This is a genomic window from Undibacterium sp. FW305-107, assembly GCF_058788535.1.
In genome coordinates this window covers 83,964-106,615 of record NZ_JBYTAV010000016.1, presented here as the reverse complement: position 1 = coordinate 106,615, position 22,652 = coordinate 83,964, and the positions used below count along the sequence as shown (strand labels likewise).

The 22,652-nt window shown below is 49.9% G+C and carries 17 protein-coding genes; 15 read left to right on the top strand and 2 right to left on the bottom strand.

The window, feature by feature from the left end; all coding sequences use genetic code 11:
- Nucleotides 1–575: energy transducer TonB (locus tag AC3WQT_RS26885; RefSeq protein ID WP_492708785.1), on the bottom strand; the 575-nt coding region annotated here is incomplete at its 3' end.
- A gap of 1,092 nt (nt 576–1,667) precedes the next feature.
- Here AC3WQT_RS26885 and AC3WQT_RS26880 point away from each other — a divergent pair.
- The 15 genes from AC3WQT_RS26880 (at nt 1,668) to AC3WQT_RS26810 (ending at nt 20,691) form a co-directional block, all read left to right on the top strand.
- A complete protein-coding gene (locus AC3WQT_RS26880) occupies nt 1,668–3,452 on the top strand; it encodes an ABC transporter substrate-binding protein (RefSeq protein WP_492708783.1) in 1,785 nt (594 codons plus the stop codon).
- Nucleotides 3,453–3,528: 76 nt separating this feature from the next.
- Nucleotides 3,529–5,361, top strand: coding sequence for an ABC transporter substrate-binding protein (locus tag AC3WQT_RS26875; RefSeq protein ID WP_492708781.1), 1,833 nt, complete (start codon nt 3,529–3,531; stop codon nt 5,359–5,361).
- Between the two features lie 51 nt (nt 5,362–5,412).
- Nucleotides 5,413–6,351, top strand: a complete 939-nt coding sequence (locus AC3WQT_RS26870; protein ID WP_423008417.1) for an ABC transporter permease — start codon at nt 5,413–5,415, stop codon at nt 6,349–6,351.
- A gap of 9 nt (nt 6,352–6,360) precedes the next feature.
- On the top strand, nt 6,361–7,476 hold the full coding sequence (locus AC3WQT_RS26865; protein WP_492708780.1) for an ABC transporter permease: 1,116 nt from the start codon (nt 6,361–6,363) through the stop codon (nt 7,474–7,476).
- 9 nt (nt 7,477–7,485) lie between these two features.
- Complete coding sequence (locus AC3WQT_RS26860; RefSeq protein ID WP_492708778.1) at nt 7,486–9,186, top strand: ABC transporter ATP-binding protein; 1,701 nt, start codon at nt 7,486–7,488, stop codon at nt 9,184–9,186.
- A gap of 234 nt (nt 9,187–9,420) precedes the next feature.
- Entirely contained in the window at nt 9,421–10,794 is a 1,374-nt protein-coding gene (locus AC3WQT_RS26855; RefSeq protein WP_492708776.1) for a TldD/PmbA family protein, read from the top strand.
- On the top strand, nt 10,794–12,116 hold the full coding sequence (locus AC3WQT_RS26850) for a metallopeptidase TldD-related protein (protein ID WP_492708774.1): 1,323 nt from the start codon (nt 10,794–10,796) through the stop codon (nt 12,114–12,116). The genes AC3WQT_RS26855 and AC3WQT_RS26850 overlap by 1 nt, the downstream gene beginning before the upstream one ends.
- Nucleotides 12,117–12,449: 333 nt before the next feature.
- A complete protein-coding gene (gene fabI / locus AC3WQT_RS26845; RefSeq protein ID WP_110257315.1) occupies nt 12,450–13,244 on the top strand; it encodes an enoyl-ACP reductase FabI in 795 nt (264 codons plus the stop codon).
- Between the two features lie 69 nt (nt 13,245–13,313).
- Nucleotides 13,314–14,507: a cellulose synthase complex periplasmic endoglucanase BcsZ gene (gene bcsZ, locus AC3WQT_RS26840; protein WP_492708772.1), complete on the top strand. Its 1,194-nt coding sequence runs from the start codon at nt 13,314–13,316 to the stop codon at nt 14,505–14,507.
- 418 nt (nt 14,508–14,925) lie between these two features.
- The gene (locus AC3WQT_RS26835) at nt 14,926–16,377 is read left to right on the top strand and encodes a DEAD/DEAH box helicase (protein ID WP_492708793.1); all 1,452 of its coding nucleotides are present in this window, start codon (nt 14,926–14,928) and stop codon (nt 16,375–16,377) included.
- Nucleotides 16,378–16,532: 155 nt separating this feature from the next.
- On the top strand, nt 16,533–17,591 hold the full coding sequence (selD, locus tag AC3WQT_RS26830) for a selenide, water dikinase SelD (protein WP_492708770.1): 1,059 nt from the start codon (nt 16,533–16,535) through the stop codon (nt 17,589–17,591).
- Between the two features lie 33 nt (nt 17,592–17,624).
- Nucleotides 17,625–18,560, top strand: coding sequence for a transaldolase (gene tal, locus AC3WQT_RS26825; protein ID WP_492708768.1), 936 nt, complete (start codon nt 17,625–17,627; stop codon nt 18,558–18,560).
- Nucleotides 18,561–18,632: 72 nt separating this feature from the next.
- A complete protein-coding gene (locus AC3WQT_RS26820; protein WP_492708766.1) occupies nt 18,633–19,271 on the top strand; it encodes a CatA-like O-acetyltransferase in 639 nt (212 codons plus the stop codon).
- A gap of 2 nt (nt 19,272–19,273) precedes the next feature.
- A complete protein-coding gene (locus tag AC3WQT_RS26815) occupies nt 19,274–19,960 on the top strand; it encodes a hypothetical protein (RefSeq protein ID WP_492708764.1) in 687 nt (228 codons plus the stop codon).
- A gap of 38 nt (nt 19,961–19,998) precedes the next feature.
- Nucleotides 19,999–20,691 (top strand): tetratricopeptide repeat protein, encoded by a 693-nt coding sequence (locus tag AC3WQT_RS26810; RefSeq protein ID WP_492708762.1) that lies wholly within the window; start codon nt 19,999–20,001, stop codon nt 20,689–20,691.
- 51 nt (nt 20,692–20,742) lie between these two features.
- Here the strand turns inward: AC3WQT_RS26810 and AC3WQT_RS26805 are convergent, their stop codons facing one another.
- The gene (locus AC3WQT_RS26805; protein WP_492708760.1) at nt 20,743–22,377 is read right to left on the bottom strand and encodes a flagellar assembly protein A; all 1,635 of its coding nucleotides are present in this window, start codon (nt 22,375–22,377) and stop codon (nt 20,743–20,745) included.
- Between the last annotated feature and the right edge of the window lie 275 nt (nt 22,378–22,652).

Here is a 22,652-nt window from a genome sequence, read left to right as displayed (position 1 = left end):
TGGGATTTCACCGCATTGTCGAGACCACGGAAGCCGCTGGATTTGTCGATCTTGACGTCGGAGACGGTGCCATCGGCACCAATCAGGACGGACAGGACGACGGTGCCGGTTTCTTCGTTACGCAGGGAGGCACGCGGATATTCCGGTTTGCAACCTGCAACGTTGAAGTCGATCACGCCTGGCACTATCGACGGGCCTGTTGCTTTGGTGTCGGCAACCGGGGTCGGTGCTGCCACTGCCTTGGGTATCACATTCGATTCTGGCCTGACTTCAGATTTGACGCTGATGGTCGGGGCCGGTTGTACCGGTTGCTGTACCTGAACTTCCGGTGGCGGAATGAACGGGGGGGGCGGTGCCAACAATTTTGGTGGTGGCGGTGGCGGGGTGTCTGGCGGCGGTGGTGGTGGTTTTACTTCTTCCACCAGCTTGACTTCTGCTGGCTTGATCACCACTTCCATGGCCTTGCGCGCTAATCCTGATACCAGTGCATACACCACCAGTACGTGAAATGCGATAACCAGCCCTAAGCCTATAAACTTCTTCCCCGGCTCTTGCTGGCGATTTGAAAAATCCATTACTGCTCCTCCACTACCACAAGGTCAACTGTCTGACGCAAGTCAAAACAACTCAAACAAAAAAGTGATTATAAATGCTGTGTATCAATAAAAAACCATACCGATACAAAACCACTTATAAATTCATAAGCTGCAGACTCATCAAAATATAAATCGAGGTTTTTCCTAAAACTGACTTATTTAATTTTGCCTGCAACCAAAGTACCAGTTTCTACTGCCGACACCTGCAATTGATCAAGTAATAAAAAATATGATCTATTTCCATTACCAGATTCATAGACTCACAAGTAGCGCTATCACCGATATCAGAGCAGAAAATCTACTATTACTTGCTGCAAAGCGCAGCACTACAGTCATTACACATGGCTCAGATCGACTATCAATACTTCCTATGTAAAAAAGCACCAACTTACCATAGGGAAAATGTAAATTTAGCCGTCAGATTTTTTTCCGAAGGCGCATAAAACCACTTATGCTTGGAAACTGTCAAGTGCTTTAGCTGCCGCTCCGTCAAAAAAACAACATGGCGCATTTTGCCAAAAAAACACCCGTAAAGGAAACCTAATTTCTTGTGCTATGCAGCATAAATAATTCCACTGCAGCTTTTTTTACACTTCATTACATTGAGAAATTTGCCCATACTGCCACTCGTCAGAATTAAATTTTTTTTGAGGCTTTTTTCAAGCATCAAACTATCTAAAGTTGCGTTGAAATACTGCACTACGATGGTGCATGGCAACATCACAATCCCCTTAATAATGCGCAATCATTGCCAAAATGCACTCAAAAAAACGAAATTGAAAAGAATTGTCACACTGCAGCAATCCAGCATGAAATAAAAATTTCTTTCCATTCCCCATCGATACGGCTCTTGCGTTATGGTTACGGCTTTTTGAAACTTAAGCGAAAGAAGCTGCCTGATAAATCGTGAGCAAAATTAATTTGCACCTGCAATATGTAAATTAATCTATTCAGATAGTGTTTCTTCCAGGATTTGGCCATTGAATCAAAGCGCTTTGCTAAGCGAGCCTGATCCATGCTTAACAGCGCGAAATAGAGCCAATTTGCGTTACCAGATGATGAGGTTTAAAAATGTTCATGCGTCACCAGGGAGTTGCTTGCATTTTCACCATGCTGCTGGCTTCATTTTCCTCGCAGATGGCTCAAGCAGCTAATCCTGCAGACCTCAATAAAATAGTCAGGCAAGCCTTTGAAGCTGCCGATGATGGCTTCGATATGGCAAAAACCCAGAACTTCTATTCTGGCTGGGTCAGTGAAGCAATCTTTGAACCCTTGCTTAGCTATGATTATCTGGCACGCCCTGCCCGCCTCTTGCCTCTTGCGGCAGAGGCAATGCCAGAAGTAACCGAGCAGGGAAAAGTTTTTACTTTCAAGATCAGACCCGGCATTTACTTCGCACCTGACCCTGCTTTCAAGGGTAAAAAACATGAACTGACCGCGCACGACTATGTTTACACTTTCAAGCGCGTGCTGGATCCAGTCAACCGCTCACCCAATGCCAGCTTTATAGAAGGCAAAATTGTTGGCCTGGATGATGTCGCTGCCAAGGCAAAAAAATCTGGCAAATTTGACTATGATGCACCGGTTGCCGGCCTGAAGGCCATTGACAAATACACGTTAAGAATAGAGCTGACAGCAACGGACTACAATTTTCTGTATGTCGTCGCCTACGGCGGTTTTGGCGCTGTAGCACGAGAAGTGATAGAGGCCTATGGCGACCAGACCGGCCTGCATCCAGTCGGCACTGGCCCGTACATGATTGAAAAGTATCTGCCCCGCAGCAAAATCGTACTGACCGCCAATCCAGAGTACCGTGGCTACACCTGGGATTTTAAATCGACAGGCAGTGCCCGCGATGAAGAAATCGTCAAGCAAATGAAGGGCAAAAAAATGCCCCAGGTTGGCAAAGTCGATATCAGCATCATAGAAGAAGAACAATCACGCTGGCTGGCGTTTCAGGATTCGCAACTTGATATTGATAAGCTGCCGCAAAGCGCGGCAACAGCAGCACTGGACGGTATAGCACTCAAACCTGAGTTAAAAGACCAGGGCATCAAGATGGACAGAGTTACTGACGCAGGTATCACCTTCACAATTTTCAATATGCGCGACCACGTGGTCGGCGGCTACACCAAGGAAAAAATTGCCCTGCGCCGCGCCGTAGGCATGGCCTATAGCTATGAAGACGAAATCGCCCAGATGCGACTGGGGCAAGCCGTACGCTCAGAGATGATCATTCCCAAAGATATAGTCGGCTATGACCCCTCCTACCGCAGCAGTCTCGCCTACGATATCAAGCTGGCCAACAAATTACTCGATCACTTTGGCTACAAGCGTGGCCCGGATGGCTACAGAAATAATCCTGACGGCAGCCCGCTTGTCCTCAAAAAAACCGTGGAGCCAGCCGCCATCTATAAAGTGCAAGCCGAAATTTACAAGCGCGGTCTTGACAGAATCGGGCTACGTATCGAATTCCCAGTCAGTAATTTTGCGGACAATCTGAAAGCTGCCTCGGCCTGCAAGTTAAATATGTGGGGCGGTGCCTGGAATGCCGACTTCCCTGATGGTGAAAACTTCCTGCAATTGTTGTACGGCCCCAAAGCAGGCGCTGGCAACCATGCCTGTTATGAATCACCCGCCTATGATGCACTATTCCGCAAAGCGGTATCCCTGCCTCTTGGTGACGAGCGCAATAAAGTGTATGCGCAGATGAACCGTCAGGTGGAAGCTGATACACCATGGATAGTACATACCTCCCGCATTCGCAGCTGGCTATATCGCCCCTGGATCACTGGTTATAAAAAACATCCCATCTTGCATTCAGACTGGGCGTTTATTGATGTAGAAAAGCATTAAGCTGAACTCATCAGTACCAGACTGAGTCTACGTTCTATTTATTATCACCGCACAAAAATAGCAGGAGAATTTGTTAATGAAGTCCACTCATCCGTTTCAGCACAAGCTGACCAGAACAGGCATGGCGATATGCCTGGCACTTGCCGGTCTGATGTCATCTACCCTGCCCTTGCAGGCACATGCCGCCAAACCTGAATTTGCTGATCCGGAAAAAGTGTTGCGCACCATCTTCCCGGTTGCTGAAACCGGCTTTGATCCCGCCGCGACCCGTGACTTATACTCTAACGCCATCAATGAGGCGATTTTTGAGCGTTTGTTTACTTATGACTACCTGGCGAGCCCGGCGAAAATTATTCCCGAAACAGCCGATGGCATGCCAGAGATTTCTGCCGATGGTAAAACCTATACTATCAAGCTGAAGAAAGGTATTTACTTCACCCCTGATGCAGCTTTCAATGGTAAAAAACGTGAACTGACGGTCGATGACTATGTGTACTCGTTCAAGCGCATCATGGACCCGAAAATCGCTTCCACCCACGTCTGGCTGCTTGAGGACAAGATCGCGGGCCTGGATCAACTGGCGGCACAGGCAAAAAAATCCGGCAAGTTTGATTATTCAGCCAAAGTACCCGGACTGGAAGTCATCGATAAATATACCTTGCGCATACACCTGACGCGCCCGGACTTTAACTTGCCCATGATATTGGCCTACACCGCCATGTCTGCCGTTGCACGCGAGGTCATAGAAAAATACCAGGATGTACAGGGTGCTGCCATGGCAAACCCGGTAGGTACTGGCCCGTTCAAACTGACTGAGTGGGTACGTGGCTCCAAAATGATACTGGATGCCAACCCTGACTTCCATACGACGATATGGGATTTCCAGGCCAGCGCTGACCCAAATGACCAGAAAATCATCGCTGCCATGAAAGGTAAGCGCATGCCGCAAATCGGGCGCGTTGTCGTCAATGTGATTTTGGAAGACCAGTCGCGCCTGCTGGCATTCCAGAAAGATGAAATTGATCTGTTCCAGTTATACGGCGGCCTGGCACCCCAGGTATTGAACGGCCCTGATTTGAAGCCTGAATTTGTCAAACGCGGTATACAGATGTCGCGCATCGTCGACCCTGAGCTGACTATCTATTACTGGAATATGCAAGACCCGGTATTTGGTGGTCTGAGCAAGGAGAAAGTCGCCCTGCGCCGCGCCATGGCCATGGCACACAATGTAGAAGAAGAAATACGCATCGTCGATAATGGTCACGCGATACCGTTGCAATACCCTATTCCCCCTGGCGTAGTAGGACATGACCCCAACTACAAAAGCAGCATTCAATATAATCCCGCCGCTGCCAATGCCTTGCTGGATAAGTTCGGCTATAAAAAAGGCAAAGATGGTTATCGCACCATGCCCGATGGCAGTCCACTGGAAATTGTCCACACTGCCCAAACCGAATCACGCGGCCATTTACAGGCTGAAGTCTGGAAAAAATCCTACGACGGCATAGGCATCAGAATGCGTGCAGAATTCCGTCCCTTTGCTGAAATCCTCAAAGCTGAAAAGCAGTGCCAGTTGATGCAACGCATTTCACCATGGATAGCAGACTATCCCGATGGTGATAATTTCATGCAGCTGTTTTACGGCAAAAACATCCACATGAATAATAATGGCTGCGTCACCATCCCCGAGTACGACAAGCTGTATGAACAATCACAAAAACTGGCACCGGGGCCAGAGCGCGATCTGCTGTACCACAAGATGACACGCATCATGGAACTGTATGCAGCGCAACGCCTGGGCTATGCCCGCCATCGCATGATGCTGTCGCAGCCACGTGTGATAGGTCATAAAAAACATCCCATCATGCATATAGAATGGATGCAGATAGACATTGACAAGAACAAATAGACAAAAAAATGAGCCGCAGACTAACTGAAATTTGAAAACCGAGAGACAAACATGACCGCTTATATACTGCGCCGCTTATGGCAGATGGCACCAACGATGCTGGGTGTCATCCTGCTGGTGTTTTTCCTGTTCAACTGGGTAGGTGGCGACCCGGCCTACATCCTGGCAGGCAAGATGTCGAATGCCGAACAGATTGCCAACATCCGCACCCAGTTGGGTATAGACCAGCCTTACTATGTACAGCTATGGATTTTCATCAAGCAGATCGTCACCTTCAACTTTGGCAATAGCTGGAGTACTGGTGAAGCCGTATCATCCATCATAGGCACACGTCTCGGCCCTTCGCTGACTGTCTTGATACCACTCACAATTATCGAAACCCTGATTGCAATTGCGCTGGCACTGGCAATAGCCTTCAAACGCGGCTCATTCACTGACCGTTCTGTGATGATTGCCTGTACGGTCGGCATGTCGGTCAGTATCCTGGTCTACATTATCGTTGGTCAGTATTTCTTTGCCTATAAACTGGGTATGTTCCCGGTACAGGGCTGGGGCAATCATTTCGCTGAAAACCTGTTCAAGTACTCTGCTCTGCCTATCCTGATTGCGCTGGCCGTAGGCGTGGCACCTAACCTTCGCCTGTTCCGCACCTTTGTGCTGGATGAAGTCAACCAGGATTATGTGCGCACTGCACGCGCCAAAGGCGTCAGCGAAAGCCGCGTGAAATGGGTACACGTCTTGCGCAATGCATCGATACCTATCATCACCCACGTCATGTCCAACCTGCCAGCCTTGCTGATTGGTGCCTTCCTGATCGAGCGTTTCTTTTCTATCCCTGGCATAGGCCGTGAAGTAATACTGGCGGTGGAACGCAGTGACTTCCCCGTGATCAAAGCGATCACCGTGTATGTCGCTGCAGCGACCATGTTTTTTAATTTGTTGACCGATCTGCTGTACCAGGCGGTTGATCCACGCGTACAGTTGAAATAAGGATCATTCATGAGCACGACTATCACAAATCCAACTGTACAAACAGTTTCACCAGGGCTGTGGGCATTGGCCTGGCGGCGTTTACGCGCTGACAAGGTCGCCATGATTGCCATGGGCATCGTGGCTGCCTTTTTAATTACTCTGCTGCTGTCCGCAGCCGGTGTCATCGCCTCTGACTGGGAGCAGGAAAGCGGTGTCAGCTATGCGCCGCCTACTTTTGTGGGGGCAGATACGGGTACAATCGCCAAAGCAGAAGCTGAAGCACCACCGCCAGAGAATCCACTCGACCCTTTGGCGGACATCATCCGTGAGTTGCGCAAGCAACCAGATGCTGACCAGGCCGTCATCGTCAATGATTACGGCATCCCTGACCCGCTGGCAAAGGAAATGGCAGAAATCCGCGCTGAGCTGGCCAAGTCCGGCAAGGCCGTCGTGGGCGAACGCCTGACTACCCTGCCCTTTGGTGCTGACAAATGGGGGCATGACATCATCAAGAAAACCATCAAGGGTGCAGAAACTTCCATCGTTGTTGGTCTGGTCGCGGCTTTCCTGGCGACCCTGCTGGGTACCATGTTTGGTGCACTGGCCGGTTACTTTGGCGGCAAAGTTGATGATTTCTTTAACTGGTTCTACAGCATCTTCACTTCCATCCCTTATCTGCTGTTGATATTGTCAGTGGCGGCTGTATTGCAGCAAAAAGGCGTGACCACCATCATCCTGATCCTGGCTTTCACTGGCTGGACCGGTCCATTCCGACTGATCCGTGCTGAATACATGAAGCACAAGGCGCGTGAATACGTGTGGGCAGCAGATGCCATCGGTGCTTCGCACTGGCGTAAGATGTTTGTTCATATTTTCCCGAATGTCAGCCATGTGGCGCTGGTTCAGGTATCTATCCTTGTTGTTGGCTTTATCAAATCCGAAGTTATCCTGAGCTTCCTGGGCTTTGGCGTGCCGGTTGGCGTCGTGTCCTGGGGCAGCATGCTCAATGAAGCACAGAATGAATTGATTTTGGGTAAATGGTGGCAACTGGTTGCCGCAACCGCAGCGATGGCCGTGCTGGTGACAGCCTTCTCATTGTTCACCGATGCCTTGCGCGATGCGCTTGACCCTAAGTTGAAATAAGGACAGATCATGAGTCAAGAAAACCCAAATCAAGCTTTGCTGAAAGTAGAAAACCTGCGTGTGTCTTTCCGCGTCAATAAAAAGGATAGCGTGGAAACCGTCAAGGGTATTTCCTTTGAAATACCACGTAATTCCACCGTTGCCCTGGTCGGTGAATCAGGCAGTGGCAAGTCAGTCAGCTCACTCGCCGTCATGGGCTTGCTGCCACCAGATACATCCAGTATTGCTGCTGACAGCAAGATCATTTTTGAAGGCCGCAGTCTGCTGGAACTCAGCATCGCTGAAAGACGCGATCTGTGCGGCAAGGAAATTTCCATGATCTTCCAGGAGCCGATGACATCGCTCAACCCGGTGTTCACCGTTGGCTTCCAGATAGGCGAAGTCTTGCGCCTGCACATGGGTATGGATGCCAAACAAGCCCGCAAGCGTTCTATAGAATTGCTGGAAGAAGTCGGCATCCCCGATCCAAAAAACAAGATCGATGCCTACCCCAGTCAGATGTCTGGCGGGCAGCAGCAAAGGGTCATGATCGCGATGGCGATTGCCTGCGAACCCAAATTGCTGATTGCTGATGAACCGACTACAGCTCTCGACGTCACCATACAAAAACAAATCATCGATCTGATTGACGCTCTGCGTATCAAGCATAAGATGTCAGTGTTGTTCATCACCCATGACCTGGCACTGGTCGGTGAAATTGCCGACCATGTCATTGTCATGCGCAATGGCGAAATCCGCGAAGCGGGTACAGTAGAACAAATCTTTGAAAGCCCGAAAGATACCTATACCCAGGCGCTATTGCACTGCCGCCCTACCCTGGATACACGACCATGGCGCCTGCCGGTGATTGCTGACTTCATGAACAATAACGGCGCTCTGGTTGATCAAAAACAGCGCCCGCGTGGCCTCAATGGCAGCGAAGAAATCGTGCTGGAAGTCAAGGATCTGGGCAAGAGCTTTTACTCCCGCGAAGGTTTCTTTGGCAAAAAAGAATTCAAGGCTGTTGAAGGTGTTTCTTTCAAACTGGCACGCGGCAAGACCCTGGGTGTGGTGGGTGAATCAGGCTCAGGCAAGACCACGGTAGGCCTGACGCTGATGCGTCTGCATCAGGCTACCTCTGGCCAGGCCCTGTTTGAAGGCAAGGATATCTTGTCCATGTCAAACAAGGAATTCCATCACTACAAGCGCCGCATACAAATCATTTTCCAGAATCCGTATGCATCACTGAATCCGCGCTTTACAGTCGGGCAGATTTTAATGGAACCCATGCATATCCATAACATTGGCGCCAACGACAGCGAACGCTCTGCCATGGCTTATCAATTGCTGGAAAAGGTCGGCCTGCCAACTATCGCCTTCCACCGTTACCCGCATGAATTTTCTGGTGGTCAACGTCAGCGTATCGCGATTGCACGCTGCCTGACGATGAAACCGGAAGTGCTGGTCTGTGATGAATCGGTATCAGCACTGGACGTATCTGTGCAGGCCCAGGTATTGAATCTGCTGCAAGACTTGCAGGAAGAATTTGGTCTGTCCTACATCTTCATTTCGCATGATCTGGCCGTGGTCAAATATATTGCCGATCAGGTCATGGTGATGAATAAAGGTAAGGTCGTTGAACTGGCGAATTCAGATGATCTGTATCTGAACCCGACTCAGGCATACACCAGGACTTTGCTGAACGCCATACCAAAAGGCTTGCAACATTAAACTGTACCCGCGAACCGGCTGTCTGCCGGTTCGCACTCCCCTGCTTGAAAAATCCCCTTACACTTATATTTTTGACCAATCCTGCAAACACTGGCAAGATGGCATTAGCCTGCGGCGTGACGAAACAGGCACAATCTCCTGCATATCCCATATGCAGCAAATTCACTGGAGCCAGGATTGGAAGCATTAAGAAGTTTATTCAGGGAATTAATGCCCGCTGTGGATTTTTGTTCCATGCGCATCGTGGATGAGCGAAGTGAAGAATTGCTGGTCAGACAGAATGTATTGCAACCCTTGCGTAATGCACGTAGCCATGGCGCAATGCTGACTGTCATTCATGACGGTGGCTATGGCTATGCCGCAACCAGCGATTTATCCCGCAATGGATTGAATACCGCAATGCAGCATGCCTTACACTGGGCCAGACTCAGTGCCGGAAAAACAGTAACCGATTTCAGCAAAATCCAGCAAGCGACAGTAGTTGGCCAATACCAGAGTCCCCTTGCCACAATATGGCCGAGAAAAGACCTGATCGCCTTGCTGATGCAGGAATCTGCCGCATCGCATTTCAGCAACAAGATTGTGGACTGGAGTGCATCCATAGGCGTGACGCAAACCGAGCAACTATTTATCAGCAGCGCAGGTGCAGACGTACACCAACAATTTAATTACCTCATCCCTAATCTCAGCGTCACCGCCAATGAAGGACTAGAAACCCAGACCCGTAGCCTGGGTGGACAATACAATGGTTTTTGCCGCCAGGGCGGCATGGAAGTTTTGCAGCAATCCGGTTTTCATGGCGCAGGCAAACACGTTGCAGAGGAAGCATTGGCACTATTGCATGCAGCCAACTGCCCCAGTGGCCGCATGGATTTGCTGCTAATGCCAGAACAGATGATGCTGCAAATTCATGAATCCATAGGTCACCCGCTGGAACTGGACCGCATCTTGGGTGACGAGCGCAATTTCGCTGGCACCAGCTTTGTCACGCCCGACATGTTCGGTCATTTCCAGTATGGTTCTGAATTACTCAATGTCACCTATGACCCCAGCCGCGCAGAGCAATTTGCCAGCTTTGGCTGGGATGATGATGGCAGTACCGCAGAAAAAACCTGGATCATCAAAAACGGCATACTGGAAAAACCTTTGGGCAGCGCGCTTTCCCAGGCTCGCGCTGGCATGGCAGGTGTCGCCAATTCACGCGCCTGCGACTGGAACCGCCCGGCCATAGACCGCATGGCCAACCTGAATATCGAAGCAGGCAGTAGCAGTCTGGATGAAATGATAGCCAGCGTCGAATATGGCGTACTGATGAACACCAATGTGTCCTGGTCCATCGACGACTCCCGCAATAAATTCCAGTTCGGCTGTGAATTTGGACAAATGATACGCAATGGCAAATTGCAGGAACTGGTCAAGAATCCCAATTATCGCGGTATATCAGAAAGCTTCTGGCGTTCGCTGAAATTGGTCGGAGATGCATCCACCCTGGCTATCATGGGTACCCCCTTCTGTGGCAAAGGTGAACCCTCCCAGGTGATACGCGTGGGTCACGCTTCACCTGCCTGCCTGTTCGATCAGGTGGAAGTATTTGGAGGCGAAGCCTGATGCAAGATTATTTTTTATCTCTGGCAGCACACATAGAAACGCAACTGGCAGCAAATGAAACCAGCACCACCTGGTTGTCGGCAGAATCCAGCGATTTCGTGCGCTTTAATCACAGTGCCATACGCCAGCCTGGCCATGTCTTACAACTGATACTGAACCTGCAATTGATACAGGGGCAAACCCATGCTGCAATGAGCTTCAATCTCAGCGGCAACAAGGAAATGGATTTACCCACAATCAATGCCGCGATTGAAGATTTGCGTGCGCAACTACCAGATTTGCCAGCAGATCCGCACCTCATGCTTGCCACTGACGTTAACAACAGCATACAAATCCTCCCGTCTTCCCTGCCACCAATAGCCAGCATGCTGGAACAGATACTGGCTGCTGCAAAAGATGTGGACATGGTGGGCTTGCTGACCACAGGTACGCAATATCGCGGCTTTGCCAACTCTTATGGTCAGCGCAACTGGTATGAAACCAGCAATGTCAATTTTGACTGGAGCTTGTTTCATTCAACAGACAAGGCTGTCAAATCCAACTACGCAGGCTTCAATTGGGATGAGGTTGAATTCCTGAAGAAATTTGCCGATGCCCGCGAAAAGCTGGCCTTGCTGGCGCGACCACCTGTCACCGTTGCGGCAGGCAATTACCGGGCTTATCTGAGCCCAACGGCATTGAATGAATTGATCATGATGCTGAACTGGGGCGGTCTGTCCGAAAAGTCTTTGCGCACCCGACATAGCTGTCTGCGTCGCTTGCAATCAGGCGAAGCCAGCATGCATGCCATGGTGGATATTACGGAAGACAGCCGTGCAGGCCTTGAACCAGGCTTCCAGGCACAAGGCTATCTCAAGCCTGACGTCATACCCCTGATACAAGCTGGCAAGCTAAGTGGCAGCATGATTTCACCGCGTAGCGCCAAGGAGTTTGGTTTGATGACCAACGGTGCACCGGAGGATGAGTCAGCAAAATCCCTGATCATGCGCGCAGGTACGCTGGCAAATGCCGACATACTTAAAGAACTGGGTACGGGTATCTATATCTCCAATCTCTGGTATTTGAATTTTTCTGATCGTGCTACCTGTCGCATCACCGGCATGACACGCTTTGCCAGTTTTTGGGTAGAACATGGCGAGATAATCGCCCCCTTGAATGTCATGCGCTTTGATGATTCCCTGTTCAGGATATTGGGTGAAAACTTGCTGGCACTAAGCCAGGAAACCGAAGTCATCATGGATGACCGCTCTTATGGTGAACGGCATACGGGTGGTGCGGTGTTACCTGGAGCGCTATTGAAGGAAATGAGCTTCGTCCTTTAGCATGGCAATATGCAGCATTTTGGTGTCATGAAAAGCGATGTTGCAACGCATTCATGCAAAATACTGCATTTTTCCATATAGTCTCTATGATGATAAGTACACATCATCTTTAGCGCAGATAAGCATTAGCGAACTTAGCATTTGCCCGTTTCGGTGAGAGCAACTACAATTCCGACCTGTTGCGGAAAAGGCTGCAATTTAAGCATTCCACATCAGGAACAAAATCTGGTGTAGAAACAACAAGTTATAAAAACCCACAGCGCAATAAACAAAGCTATAGACAAACTTTTTACTGAGCGTCTTTAGCATATTGCGGTCATATCTGGAGTCAACATGGCATTTCTGCAAGGCAAAAAAATTCTGATCACCGGTTTGCTGTCCAACCGTTCCATCGCTTACGGCATCGCCCAGGCATGCAAACGCGAAGGCGCTGAACTGGCATTTACCTATGTAGGCGAACGTTTCAAAGACAGGATTACTGATTTTGCTGCTGAATTTGATAGCAAACTGATCTTTGATTGCGACGTCGCCAGCGACGAACAAATTGAAGCGGTATTTGCCGATCTGGGCAAATCCTGGGACAAACTTGATGGCCTGGTTCATGCTATCGGCTTTGCGCCGCGTGAAGCGATTGCCGGCGAGTTCCTCGATGGTTTCTCCCGCGAAGCTTTCCGCATTGCGCATGACATTTCTGCTTACAGTTTCCCGGCAATGGCAAAAGCTGCGCTGCCACTGCTGCGCGAAGATTCTGCCTTGCTGACTTTGTCTTACCTGGGTGCTATCCGCGCCATCCCGCATTACAACACCATGGGCATGGCCAAGGCATCGCTGGAAGCATCGGTACGCTACCTGGCAGAACACCTGGGCAAAAAAGGCATACGCGTCAATGGTATCTCTGCCGGCCCTATCAAAACCCTGGCGGCCAGTGGCATCAAGGACTTTGGCAAACTGCTGGGCTTTGTTGCCGAGCACGCACCACTGCGCCGTAACGTGACTATCGAAGACGTGGGTAATACTGCTGCCTTCCTGCTGTCACCACTGGCAAATGGTATTACTGGCGAAATCACTTACGTCGATGGCGGCTTCTCGCATGTCATGGGCTTAAACGCAGACTCTTACGACAAGTAAGCAGTCCAGGATTTAAAGATGGTACGGGATGCTTGCACATGTATCCCGTACTAGCCTTATACTATTGGCATGAATGAAGCACTCCTCACCATGCCCAATATCCCACAAAGCACTTTCCTTCTTGCGCGCACTTTATTGCTGCTGATATTCAGCCTGCTCCCTCTACATTCAGGCAATGCACTGGCAGCATCCTGCAATGACCCGTGGCCAGCCTGGGAACAATTCAAAAAAGCTTTTGTCGCTGACGATGGCCGCGTGATCGACCATAGCGGTGCACGCAAACCAACGACATCTGAAGGTCAGGCCTATGCCCTGTTTTTTGCCCTGAGCGCCAACGATAAAGCCACATTTCAGCGCGTATTAACCTGGACTGAAAATAACCTGGCTGCAGGCGACCTGACTGCGCGTCTGCCGGCTTGGCAATGGGGTCAGCGTGAAGACAATAGCTGGGGCGTCATCGATAAAAATCCTGCATCGGATGCAGACCTGTGGATAGCTTATAGCCTGGGTGTAGCCGGAGAAGTCTGGAAAGAAAAGCGTTACGCCGCCCTGTCCAGTCTGCTGGCACAAAGAATATTGAATGAAGAAACGGCAGAACTGCCTGGACTGGGCTTAAGCTTGTTGCCAGCACCGACCGGCTTCAATCTGCCTAGCAATCAATGGAAACTCAACGCCAGCTACCTGCCCCTGCCCTTGCTGCGCTGGTTTGAACAAAGAGAAAGCGATGAACGCTGGAAGCGCATGATTGCCCCGGCGGTGCGTCTGATTGCTGGCAGCGCCCCCAAGGGTTATGCCGCTGACTGGATCATTTATGATGCGCAAAAAGGTTTCCTCCCTGATACCCAGGGTGTAGAAAAGGGCCAGGGTGCATACAATGCCATCCGTGTTTATCTGTGGGCTGGCATGATGGCAAGCCAGGATGCGGAACGCGCAAATTTGCTGAAGTTGCTGCGCCCCATGGCCCAGCTGGTGGATAACAAAGGCTATCCACCAGAATATATCGACATCCTGACGGGTGAGATCAATGGCACTGGCTCCAGTGGCTTTAGCGCAGCACTACTGCCCTTCCTGCACGCACAAGGAGTACAAAAAACCATAGTGCAACAGCAGTTACGCCTGCAGGCACAGCCCATCAAGGCAGATGCCTACTATGATCAGGTGCTTTCCTTGTTTGCGCTGGGCTGGCAAGAAAAACGCTTCCGTTTTGACGCGCGAGGGGAAGCAGACTTTTACTGGCAGCACTTTTGCTGGCGTTTATTTTGAGGCTAGTGCAAGATTTTCTTCGAAACAGGCTGCTTTTTCCTGAAAAATCCTGTATAGTTTCGTTTTTTGCGCTGCAATATAAATTTCGGCGCAGAACCAAGTAGCATCGCAAGCCTGTGCACATCCTCAGGATGGTGCATGTAAAAGCCCTCCCGCCTCGCATGTCTGGTAGTAATCCATAGACATCATCCCGGCGCAAAGCTTTTGTGCCGAAATTTCATTGTCGTCCCTTGTTGGATTTTCTGTGTTCATTTCGTTTGGTTGGCGCTGCATTGTTGCGCGCGTTCGTTAGCAACGCGCTAATTTATACTGGGACAGAAGCAACGTTCCGGCAAAACATGCTGCAAACTGGCCCTATCGCCGGTGAGCTTGGCATTGCTGCCGCATTTTGCAAATGTCCCAATCACGAAAGAAATTCATGAGTTTTGAAGCACTAGGTCTACACGTCAACATCATCCGCGCTCTGACTGACTCTGGCTATACCAAGCCAACTTCGGTACAAGAACAGGCAATCCCTGCCGCGATTGAAGGTCGTGACCTGATGGTCTCATCCCAGACCGGCTCCGGCAAAACTGCCGCTTTCATGCTGCCTGCTTTGCATAAACTGGTTACTGCTGAAGTTGTCAGCTACGACGCTGCCAGCAGCAAAACCCCTAATCAAGAACGTCAGGCTGCCCGTTCACGTGGTGACAAACCACGTTTTGTTGCTGCAAAACCAAAAATGCTGGTGTTGACGCCAACCCGCGAACTGGCTTTGCAAGTTACTACAGCAACTGACAAATACAGCGCTTATTCCCGCCGTATCAAGGCCGTGTCCATCTTGGGTGGCATGCCTTATCCTAAACAGATGCAATTGCTGTCCCGCAATCCAGAAATCCTGGTGGCCACACCTGGCCGTCTGATTGATCATATGGAATCTGGCAAAATCGACTTCTCTGAACTGCAAATGCTGGTTCTGGATGAAGCTGATCGCATGCTGGACATGGGTTTCATCGACGATATCGAAAAAATCGTTGCTGCTACGCCACCTACACGTCAAACCATGTTGTTCTCTGCAACACTGGATGGCGTAGTCGGTAACATGGCTAAACGCATCACGACTGAGCCCCTGGTCATCCAGATCGCCGGTTCTGCCAGCAAGCATGAAAACATCCAGCAACGCGTACACTTTGTGGATGATCTGTCCCATAAAAATCGCATGCTTGATCATCTGCTGCGCGACACTACCGTTGACCAGGCTGTTGTATTTACAGCCACAAAACGTGATGCAGACACCATCGCTGACCGTTTGAACATCGCTGGCTTCGCTGCTGCTGCCCTGCATGGCGACATGCATCAAGGCGCACGTAACCGCACTCTGGACGCATTGCGCCGTGGCCAGGTACGTGTACTTGTAGCGACGGACGTTGCTGCCCGTGGTATCGACGTTCCTGCAATTACGCACGTATTCAACTACGATTTGCCTAAGTTCCCGGAAGATTATGTCCACCGCATTGGCCGTACTGGCCGTGCCGGTCGTAAAGGTCTGGCGATTTCCCTGGTGAACCATGCTGAAGGCATGCACGTCAAACGTATCGAGCGCTTCACCAAGCAATTGATCCCTGTTGATGTTATCGAAGGTTTTGAGCCTAAGAAATCTGCAGCACCAGCTCGCTCTGCAGCCCGCAAACCTAACGGCTGGAAACCAGGCGATGCCCGTAAAACCGGCGGTGGCGGTGGCTACGGCAACAACAAGCCAGGTCAACGCAGCTTCAGCAAACCAGCTGGTGCATCTACAGGCACCAGCGCTGGCCCACGCAAAGAAGGTGGCGGCTACAAAGGCAACCGTTCTAACGATAGCGGCGCACGTCGTACATTTGGCGACTACTGATTTGCCAATCGCTTTACTCAGTAGAGCAAGCAACATAGACATTGCTGCATAAGCAATATCATGAAAAAGCGATCACTTTGGTGGTCGCTTTTTTTTATACTCACCGGTCCGTCGTATAATCCTCAGCTTCTGACCAACACAAAAGTATAAGCCTCATGAGTAAAGAAACTGACGCCTCCGTCCGACTTACCTCTTTCTCGCATGGTGGCGGCTGCGGTTGCAAGATTGCGCCTGGCGTACTTGCTGAAATATTGAAAAAATCTTCAGGTTTCCCAGTTCCACCCGCCCTTATGGTGGGCATAGAAACGGCAGACGATGCAGCCGTCTACAAACTCAATGACGAGCAAGCGCTGATCGCCACCACCGATTTTTTCATGCCCATCGTCGACGATCCTTATGATTTTGGTCGCATCGCGGCCACCAATGCGATTTCAGATATCTATGCCATGGGTGGCACACCCATCATGGCACTGGCCCTCGTTGGCATGCCCATCAATCAATTGCCGCTGGAAGTCATAGGTAAAATTATTCAAGGTGGTGAAACCATCTGTGCCGAAGCTGGCATACCCATTGCGGGTGGTCACACCATCGATTCTGTCGAACCTATCTATGGCTTGGTCGTCATGGGCCTGATTCATCCATCCAGGGTCAAACGCAATGCTGATGCCAGGGCGGGCGACAAGCTGATACTCAGTAAGCCGCTGGGTGTAGGCATCTTGTCCGCCGCACTCAAAAAACAAGTGCTGGACGAAGTTGGTTATGCCACCATGATAGAAAGCACCACCAAACTGAACAAGCCAGGGCAGGCACTTTCTGCCCTGGATAGCGTACATGCCATGACCGATGTGACCGGCTTTGGCTTGCTTGGCCATTTGTTGGAAGTCTGCCGCGGCTCGAAACTGGCAGCACAGGTAAATATGTCGTCAGTGCCTTTATTGACCAATGTAGAACAACTGGCAACACAAGGCTACATCACTGGTGCCTCGGCCCGTAACTGGGCTGCCTATGGTCAGGCTATCGCACTTGATGCACAGATCAACCCTGCCCAACAAGCCTTGCTGACCGACCCACAAACATCAGGCGGCTTGCTGGTCGCTTGCGATCCGGCTGCAGTAGACGATGTTTTACGAATTTTCCACCAGGGCGGCTTCTTGGAAGCTGCTGTGATTGGTGATATTGTTACAGGTGAGCCTTTAATTACTGTCCTGCCCTGATTTTTTGATTTTGCCCCTACTTTTGCAAATACCATGAACCAATTAGAACAACTCAAGCAATACACCACTGTGGTCGCTGACACTGGCGATTTCCAGGCTATCCAGGCTTATGCCCCACGCGATGCGACGACTAATCCATCCCTGATCCTGAAAGCCGTACAAAAGCCGGAATACCTGCCTTTGCTGGAAAAAGCCGTCAAGGACACAGCAGGCAAGTCAATTGATGAAACCATTGATCACTTGCTGATTGCTTTTGGTCTGGAAATTTTAAAAGTCATCCCTGGCCGCGTTTCAACTGAAACCGATGCCCGCCTGTCTTTCGACACAGCTGGTACTGTTGCCAAAGGCCGCCAGTTGATCGCGATGTATGAAGCCGCAGGCATACCGCGTGAGCGCATCCTGATCAAGATTGCTTCTACCTGGGAGGGTATACGCGCTGCCGAAGTATTGGAAAAAGAAGGCATACGCTGCAATATGACCCTGCTGTTCTGCCTGGCACAAGCGATTGCCTGTGCTGAAGCTGGCGCACAACTGATTTCGCCTTTCGTAGGCCGTATCTATGACTGGTACAAGAATAAGACTGGCCAGGAAATCTTTGGTGCAGATGACCCAGGCGTCTTGTCTGTCAAAAAAATCTACACCTACTACCGCAAGTTTGGCTACAACACTGAAGTCATGGGTGCCAGCTTCCGCAATACTTCGCAAATCCTGGAACTGGCTGGCTGTGACTTGCTGACCATCAGCCCTGATCTCTTGCAAAAACTCAGCGACAGTAATAGCAATGTCACGCAAAAACTGAGCAAGGAACTGGCGGCTTCTTCTGACCTGCAAAAAGTCAGCATGGATGAAAAAACTTTCCGTCTTGATCTCAATGAAGATGCGATGGCGACAGAAAAACTGTCCGAAGGCATACGTGCTTTCTGCGCCGATACCGTCAAGCTGGAAAAGATGATTGCCGCAATGCGTTGAATCAACACCATCTGGCAGGTTATGATGAAGGGGCAGAATTTTCTGCCCTTTTTTATTTTGAATGACCCGGATATGAAAAAGCAGTTAGACATCACAACATGGAACCGGCACGAACATTACGCCTTCTTTTCCCAGATGGATGAACCCTTCCATGGCCTGAACCTGAATGTGGATTGCACCTGGGCCTATCAGCATTGCAAGAATGAACAACACTCCTTCTTCCTGTTTTATCTGCATCAGATATTACGCGCGATCATGCGCACCGATGCTATGCGCTATCGCATAGAAGATGGCAAGGTGTTTGATTATGAAGTAATACACGCGAATGCAACCGTGCAGCGCGCCGATCATACTTTTGGGTTTTGCCCCATTTATTATGAAGAAGATTTTGCCGCTTTCACCACCGGGGCAAACATCGCCATGGATAAAGTCAAGAACAGCAGCGGCCTTTGTTTCAATGATGAATGCGCACGTGAGGACGTGATCCATTTTTCTGCCATCCCCTGGATCAGCTTTACCGGCCTGACACATGCACGGCAATATGATCGCAAGGACAGTGTGCCCAAAATCTCAGTGGGGAAATTTTTCAAACAGCGTCAGCGCCTGATGCTGCCGATTGCGATTTTTGTCCATCACGGGCTGGTCGACGCCTATCACGTACACCAATTTATTGAAACTCTGGAAGCCGGTTTATCTGGCAAGCTCAAATAAGCATGATGACATCCATCACAAAAACTCTGCTCTTGTTCAGCTTGGCAAGCTTGTCAAATGCAAGTACCGCTACGGAAACAGATCCCCTCTGGAACAAAACCTTGGCACAGTACAAGGCGACAAATCAATGGGTTCCCAAAGAGATAAAAACCCAACTTGACGCAGAACGCAAAGAACAGGCCAGCAAGACCAGTTATATCAAATCTACCTTGAATGGCTGGGAAAAGCAGGAAGCCAAATATTCAAGCGTCAGCACTGATAGTAACTGGCAAGCCCTGCCCGAGCAAAAAAAATCTGCCGATGCTATCAACAAGATGCTAACAGGGCTGGATGAACTCAAGTCCAGTCTTTTTGAAGAAGACGTCAAAGTCAAACGCCTTGAAAATGAAAATCTCGATGGAAAGAATCTTGGCGTTTTTCTGCTTAGTGATGACGGGGCCGGTAAACAAATCAGCATCAAGATATGGGTCAACCCTGATACGGCTTGCATGGTCAAAATGAACACCTCCATGCATGTCACGCTTTATGCCGACGCTGAATTCAGTACGCGCTATACTGAACCTGCTAAAGGAGGCTTATGTTTCAGGAGTCAGATGCAAGGTAATATTGACATACAGATTCCCTTCAAGAAAGCAAAGATGCACATAAAGCAAAGCAATAGTGACTGGACTCTTAAACCAGCGAATTAACCAAAGTAAGACTAACACCCCTTCCCAAGGAACACATCATGCGCAAATTTAATCCAGCCATCCTCATACTGGCTTGCATGCTGGCAACGGGCAAGGCATGCGCTGACGATTTCACAGATGGCGTCAGCTATTACGGACAAGGTGATTTTACCTCGGCACTTGAATCATTCAAGACTGCCGCGGCCAAGGGCAATACCGATGCCCAGTTCAATCTGGGCCTGATGTTTTTAAATGGCGAAGGCGTTGCGCAAGACTACAAGCAGGCATTCAATTGGTTCGAACAATCTGCCATCAAAGGCAATGTCAGGGCGCAAGTGAACCTGGGGCGCATGTATGCGAAGGGCAAAGGCATGCTATCCAACCACGGCATCGCTGCTTCATGGTTCAGAAAGGCCGCCGACCAGGGTTATGCCGATGCCCAATATAGCCTGGGTATTTTGTATGTAACAGGCACAGGCGTGGCACGTGACTACAACAAGGCCAGGGAATTATTCCAGCAAGCCGCAAATCAAAGCAATGCCAGCGCCCAGTATCAATTGGGCTTGCTCTACCTGAAAGGTCGAGGTGTCACGGCGAACCTGGTCGAAGCTTATAAATGGCTGAGCCTGGCGGGAGACTACGACGATAGCGAAGTCTTCAGAAAATATGTGGCTGCCAAAATGAGCAAGGAAGAAGTCGCGGAAGCACAGGCATTGGCAAAAGACTGGAAGCCTCAGAAAGCAACTGAATAATTCTGGCAGCTTCGCCTTCTATCCTCAAGCCACACTGCCAGGTAATACAGTTCAGATGATGGCAATATGCCCATCGTGTATTTGATAATTGCCGGGACCAGAGTCCTCCTTGACTTGCCATTTCTGCCTGCCTATCTGTATCTCTACACCTTCGTGGATTTTCTTGATGATTTTCACGCTGGCCTTGTCTATCAGCTCCTGCTCGGCCTCCAGCTCATCAAGTTCCTTCTCCAGAGCATCCAGTTCTTCCAGCAGATACCGGCGCTTGGCTTCTACCTTTTCACCAACGCCACCTGCTGCCTTTTGCGGATTGGTAGCGAAAAAAGCTTGCAACTTGATCAGTTGATCCAGCTCAGTCGCCTTGCGCCCTATCTGGTATTGTTTGGCATGAATTTGTGCATCCTTGTAGGGGTCAAAACCCACCTGGATTTGTGTGCGTGTGCCAGCGGTAGAACCCAGGGATACGGCACTCACCATCAGTGTAGCCTGTGTCCTGCCACCCAGGATATTGCCTACACTGGAACCCGGTTTGCCAACAATAATTTCTTTTCTGGCGATCAACTCACATTGCCTGGCATTTTGTTCCAGTTGTATGCTGTCGCCAGCTTCAATGTGGGCATTTTCAGCGAACAAGGCTTGCACCGAACCACCACATTTGATACGTGAGGTGGTGCCGCTGAGATTTTGTGTACCCGGTTTTCTTTCCGCCAAACCGATGATGCCACCTTTTACCGCGACATTGCCACCGGCCACAATATCGGCAGCCTCAACCAGGCCATTGACAATGACATCTCCCGTCACATTCAAAATCATCCCTGCCTTGATATCTCCATCGACATGAATGGTGCCCTCGAAACTGATATTGCCGGTACTTAAATCCACATCCGGCACTTGCAGCACCGGGTTAACAATAACCCCATCGCCAACAACGACAGGTTGACCTGCATTGGTCGCCATCAACAAATCCGGGTCCGTTGCCGACGGTGCTGCACCCTGCAGGTTAGTGCCAAAAGCCATGTCTGGCTGCGGCTTGGCCAATACCACCTGACCTCTGATATTCATGCCAAACTTGCCCTGCACTGGCGGGATACGTCGCATCAGTTCATCGCCGACATGCACCAGAAGCAAATGGCTGAGTTCGCGAAACTTGATGACGGCAAGTTCATCCCTTTGAGTAATTTCGCTTTTATGCGTGCCAAACAAAGGTTCCAGGCGACCAGCAACACCCTGGCGCGGGGCATCCCCCTGAGCAATCAGCAAGTTTTCGCATATACCTGCTGCCAATGCGGCATCCAGCTCTGTATGCAATATCCCATGGATAATGCCCTGTTCACGCAATGCGTCATTGACTGCAGTGCCTACTGATTTACCACCCATGGCAGGAATCAGAGTCAGGCTGGCGGATAATAAATCTTCTGCAACATCCAGAATAAACTCGGCATCCTTGCGCTGACCTATTTGCAATTTTTGTGTTTCTTTGCTGTCACGGCAAAGTTTGGCGAAAGCCAGTAAAGCAGAATTATCGATGCAGCAGCCTGCATGCTCGCTGCCTTGCAGCTCATTTTCCAGATCGCTCAAATCCGGAGGCGCAGCCGCCTCTGCCGGTGCGTACTGCGCATACAGTATGCCGTCAGGTTCTTCGATAAAAAACGATAGTGTTATCGAATTAGAAAGCGACTCACTCAAAATGCTTCCTTTACATTGACATCCGCCCTCAGAATATTTACTTGCTTGCTGCGTATACCAGAATGCCACGGCTGCAAGTACAAGGCTAGAACTGATTTCATAATGAGGCGCTCCAGCCATCAATACACTACCAAGGCACAAATCAAAACCCGGCCAACTGCCTGGTGACATCTTCCAGATCCAACATCAGTTCAGGATATTTTACTCATGCTTGGCGCAAACATTGATTTTCATTAAATACAAATGAGAATCATTTGTATTTAATATTTATTTGC